Origin of the sequence: Synechococcus sp. R6-10 (genome assembly GCF_047461815.1) — a bacterium.
In the GTDB taxonomy this organism is placed as follows: Bacteria; Cyanobacteriota; Cyanobacteriia; order Thermostichales; family Thermostichaceae; genus Thermostichus.
On record NZ_JANSHW010000674.1, the window covers coordinates 1 to 4,294 of the forward strand.

The 4,294-nt window shown below is 58.2% G+C and carries 6 protein-coding genes; 1 reads left to right on the forward strand and 5 read right to left on the reverse strand.

Translation table 11 applies throughout. The annotated features are described in order from the left end of the window. Position 1: 1 nt before the first annotated feature. Together NW837_RS15205 and NW837_RS15210 are read right to left on the reverse strand one after the other, a co-directional pair. Positions 2-496, reverse strand: a complete 495-nt coding sequence (locus tag NW837_RS15205; RefSeq protein WP_414332478.1) for a dual OB domain-containing protein — start codon at positions 494-496, stop codon at positions 2-4. A 26-nt stretch (positions 497-522) separates the two neighbouring features. Then, the gene (locus tag NW837_RS15210) at positions 523-969 is read right to left on the reverse strand and encodes a hypothetical protein (protein ID WP_414332470.1); all 447 of its coding nucleotides are present in this window, start codon (positions 967-969) and stop codon (positions 523-525) included. Positions 970-1,370: 401 nt separating this feature from the next. Between NW837_RS15210 and NW837_RS15215 the strand changes: the two genes are divergently transcribed. Then, positions 1,371-2,741: an amidohydrolase family protein gene (locus NW837_RS15215; protein ID WP_414332472.1), complete on the forward strand. Its 1,371-nt coding sequence runs from the start codon at positions 1,371-1,373 to the stop codon at positions 2,739-2,741. Here the strand turns inward: NW837_RS15215 and NW837_RS15220 are convergent. From NW837_RS15220 to NW837_RS15230, 3 genes are read right to left on the reverse strand one after another with little or no spacing between them, the layout of a single operon-like run. Next, positions 2,649-3,107: an FxLYD domain-containing protein gene (locus NW837_RS15220; protein WP_414332474.1), complete on the reverse strand. Its 459-nt coding sequence runs from the start codon at positions 3,105-3,107 to the stop codon at positions 2,649-2,651. The genes NW837_RS15215 and NW837_RS15220 overlap by 93 nt on opposite strands. 31 nt (positions 3,108-3,138) lie before the next feature. Continuing rightward, positions 3,139-3,765, reverse strand: a complete 627-nt coding sequence (locus NW837_RS15225; protein WP_414332476.1) for a 5-formyltetrahydrofolate cyclo-ligase — start codon at positions 3,763-3,765, stop codon at positions 3,139-3,141. 44 nt (positions 3,766-3,809) lie between these two features. After that, the gene (locus NW837_RS15230) at positions 3,810-4,283 is read right to left on the reverse strand and encodes an FKBP-type peptidyl-prolyl cis-trans isomerase (RefSeq protein WP_414332480.1); all 474 of its coding nucleotides are present in this window, start codon (positions 4,281-4,283) and stop codon (positions 3,810-3,812) included. Between the last annotated feature and the right edge of the window lie 11 nt (positions 4,284-4,294).

Here is a 4,294-nt window from a genome sequence, read left to right on the forward strand (position 1 = left end):
TTCATATGAGTCGACCTGAGTAGAGAATAGCCGCTATCAGCTTGTAGTAATAGCCCAAGTAGGGATCGCTAAGGCTAACACACAGCACCGGATCGGGGATGTCATATTGACCGTCTTCGCCCATTAGGAAATCCCGTTCAATCACAGGATCGGTAACATCCATGCAGTATTTTACTCCCTTGTATACAAACTCGCCGCGTACTCTACGCTTAGAATTCGGGTGTCCTGGTGCCTTGTAACCAACCAACAGACGCAAATGCTCGACCGGTACAAGGTAAAGAGAAACTCCGCTTTCTCGCCCGACACTTAACCGGTTGTTCCACCCAGCATAGCTGCTCTCGCCAGTGCCCCAGAGATTCTCAGGGTTGTCTAGCCAACTGTTGATATCCTCCCAAGGCAGGTGGCCAACTTTTTTCCAGCGGTGCTTTGGATTGATAACGTGGTTCTCCCTCTGGTGAGGTAGTGGCTGAGGTGTATCACAAGAGACACAGAGAATATCAAGAAGTTCTGGGTCGCCACCGCTTAGGAAGGCTCGTGGATGTAGTTGTCAAACACGGCAAAATTGCTCAGGGCAGGATCCGGCTTGAGGCTGGATCCCATCAAAAAGCTGACCTTGGGATAGTCTTTGGCTACTTCCCGCGCTTCCCGCTCCACCCCGAAGACCTCACCCACCAGCAGTTGGACGCCGCTCTCGGCATACTGACGCAGCACCCGTGGGTAGTCGGTGTTGGAAACTGACTCCGACCAGGTATAGTCAATATCCCCCCGCTCCTGGGCGGTCATCAAGGCTTTATGGATCCGGCTTACCCACTGCTGCTCAATGGGAACCGTATAAACCCCGGCCACTTTCAGCTTGGTTCCTTGGGCCACCGTGGCATCGCGAACCAACCAGCGGCTCCCCATCAGGCCAGCCACAAAAGCCCCAGAACGCAGGCAGAAGTCCCGCCGGGAGAGTTCTAAACGTGCCATAGTTGCTTCTGTTGAGGTTACTTCGAGATCGGGTTACTGCTCGGCTTATCCTAAGGGGGAGATCCCTGAAAATATGCATCCTGAAATACAATTTTTTGAGAAGGAGCTTGTTTGTAATGGACAACGAAGTTTCGCTGACGGTTGGAATGGATGTAAGGGCCAAGTCCTCTCAAATCAGCTCTCGATAGATTATCCCTCTGACTACTTGGTTGATATCTTGCACAACCGGATGCTGTTGGGGACTACAGCCCTCTTTTATAAAGTGAGCAATAACCCAATTAACTGGTTTCCTAAATTCGGGCTTTGAGGTAATTTAAGACATCTTTATCTGATTTGGCCTATCATTCAGTCAACTGTAGTTGCTTCTTTCCATCCTAAGTTCAAACAAATAGCCACAACATATGGATCTCATTTTGCGCCGGGCCAACTTGCCGGATGGCCGCAAGGGAATCGATATCGGTATCCAGGGGGATCGCATTGTGGCTCTGGAAAACAACTTGCAAGCCACTGCCCCCCAAGAAATTGATGTCAGCAACCGCTTGGTGTCGCCCCCCTTCGTGGATGCCCACTTTCACATGGATGCCACCCTCACCTATGGGATCCCGCGCGTCAACCAGTCGGGCACCTTGCTAGAAGGGATCGCCCTCTGGGGGGAGTTGAAGCCGCTGTTGACCCCCGAGGCGGTGATGGAGCGGGCCTTGACCTATTGCGACTGGGCGGTGGCTCGTGGGATCCTGGCCATCCGCACTCATGTGGATGTGTGCGATCCCAACCTGTTGGCGGTGCGGGCGCTGCTGGAAGTCAAGCAAAAAGTGGCTCCCTACTTGGATTTGCAACTGGTGGCCTTTCCTCAGGATGGCTACTATCGCTCGCCAGGGGCGGTGCAGCTCCTGGAGAAGGCTCTGGATTTGGGGGTGGAGGTGGTGGGCGGGATCCCCCACTTCGAGCGGACGATGGCCGAGGGAGCAGCTTCGGTGCGGGCCCTGTGCGAGATTGCTGCGGCGCGCGGCCTGCGGGTGGATCTGCACTGCGACGAGACGGACGATCCGCTTTCGCGCCATGTGGAAACCTTGGCCTACGAAACGCTGCGGCTGGGCTTGCAGGGGCGGGTAGCCGGATCCCACCTAACCTCGATGCACTCGATGGACAACGCCTACGTGAGCAAGTTAATTCCTCTAATGGCCGAGGCGGAGCTGGGGGTGGTTGCCAACCCGCTGGTAAACCTAGTGCTGCAGGGGCGCCACGACACCTACCCCAAGCGGCGGGGGCTGACCCGGGTGCCCGAGCTGATGGCCGCAGGCTTGACGGTGGCCTTTGGTCATGACTGTGTGATGGATCCCTGGTACCCTTTGGGCAGCGGCAACATGCTGGAGGTGGCCCACATGGCCATCCACGCCGCCCACCTGACAGGCTATGAGCAGATGCGCCAGTGTTTTTTGGCGGTAACAGAAAACCCGGCCCGCATTCTGGGGTTGGAAGGCTACGGCCTAGAACCCGGCTGCTACGCCGATCTGGTGGTGCTCCAGGCCGCCGATGCCGTCGAAGCCATTCGCCTGAAACCAGCTTGCCTGTATGTCTTCCGCCGGGGCCGGCTGATCGCCCAAACCCCGCCTGTGGTTGCCCAGCTCCATTTGCCTGAGCGCCCCACCCAGGTGGAGTTCAGCCGCCAGCTTTGGACCTCATCGGCGCACGGTACCGCTGAAGCCGCTGGCCTTGAATTGCTCCAGGGTGAGGGGCAGGGGGCTGGTTATGGGCACCGAGATGCGAATTGAAAAAGGGCTCTCGCCGGGAGGAACTTCTGCAATGGCCCCCAGGCGGGTACGCTCCGGCAGAACCTCGTTGCCGTTGGCATCGTAAAGCCGACCGAAGACATCCGCGTTCAGCAGGGTATTTTTGGAGCGGTTGACCACTGTGCCTTCGACGAACAGGCACCTGGCCGGTATGGGGTTGCCGTTGCTGGTCACCAGGTTGGTGTATTCGGGGGTATCGGGACAGGGGGTGACGTGGAGATCCTTCAGTTGCAGGGGGATCGCCCCAAAGCCCATCAAGAGCACCGCCAATGCCACACAGCCAAAGCTCATGCAGACAAGACGCAGCTTTTGGGTTAGCCACTGCGCCGGCTTCCAAACTTGGCTCATCGTTTTTCCTCCAAGGCCCACCCTCTTTAGTCTAGGGGATCCCCGTCTCGTAGAACCTCTCCTCGGTTTGGATCCCATCCAGGCGCTGATCCCAAGGATCCTGAGGCAGGGGCTGCTCCAGCAAGCAGGCTTGGGGGAGGATGCCCCACTTGGGCACACTGGGATCCGGCAAAGCGGCCAAAAAGCGGTCGTAATAGCCGCCGCCATAGCCCAAACGCCTTCCCCACCGATCGCAGGCCAGGGCGGGCACCAGGATCAAATCCGCCTTGCCAGGGTCGATAACTGTGCTGCCGGGAGAAGGCTCCAGCAAGCCCCAGCAGTTGGGGACAAGCTCAGCCGGCTGGTAGCGGTGCCACTGCATTTGCCGCCGCGGCAGACAACGGGGGATCCCCCACTGCTTCTCTGGAAAAAGGGCAAACAGGGATCCCAAGTCCACCTCGGAGCCGAAGGCCACATAGGCCAGGATGGTTTTGGCGGCCAAAAGTTGGGGGCAAGAGGCCAAATGAGCCACGATCTTCTGGCTGATAAGGGATCTGTCCAACCCCTGCCGCACCTGGCGAAAGTGCTGGCGCAGGCGAGCTTTTTCTAGGGCAGGATCTGCTGCCAGAGAACTGGGCCGCCAAGAAGAAGACAGTTCCGGGGAAGGGAGTTCCTGCACAAGCCCAATGCCGCTTGGATATTCGGTCTCTGCAAGATCTGAATCTACTGGATGGCCAGGAGTTCCACTTCAAAGTCCAGGGTGGCGTTGGGGGGGATCACCCCGCCGGCGCCGCGGCTGCCATAGGCCAACTCCGGCGGAATGCGCAAGTACCGCTTGCCCCCCACTCGCATGGTGGCCAGCCCTTCCTCCCAGCCACGGATCACCTGCCCTACTCCGTAGGTGAAGATAAAAGGCTGATTGCGCTTGTAGGAGCTATCGAAGATGGTGCCATCCTGTAGCTTGCCCACGTAGTTGACCACCACCGTTTGCCCCGGCTGAGGGGAAGGCCCACTGCCTTGAGTGATGTCGTAGTATTGCAATCCCGACTCGGTGGTGATGAAGTCCTTGGCTGGGGATTGCACGCTCACCACCGGATTGTCTTTGGCCCGCGACAGAGCCACGGCCGGCTGGCCGCCCCACACCCCGAGCCACAGCAAACACAGCACCAGCAGCAGCACCCGTTTCATCGTTGGCATCCCCCCGCCGC

What these genes read in the sequence shown, in the direction of transcription:
- NW837_RS15210 (WP_414332470.1), bottom strand. Translation starts at nt 969, where the DNA reads ATGGCACGTTTAGAACTCTCCCGGCGGGACTTCTGCCTGCGTTCTGGG.
- NW837_RS15215 (WP_414332472.1), top strand. Translation starts at nt 1,371, where the DNA reads ATGGATCTCATTTTGCGCCGGGCCAACTTGCCGGATGGCCGCAAGGGA.
- NW837_RS15220 (WP_414332474.1), bottom strand. Translation starts at nt 3,107, where the DNA reads ATGAGCCAAGTTTGGAAGCCGGCGCAGTGGCTAACCCAAAAGCTGCGT.
- NW837_RS15230 (WP_414332480.1), bottom strand. Translation starts at nt 4,283, where the DNA reads ATGCCAACGATGAAACGGGTGCTGCTGCTGGTGCTGTGTTTGCTGTGG.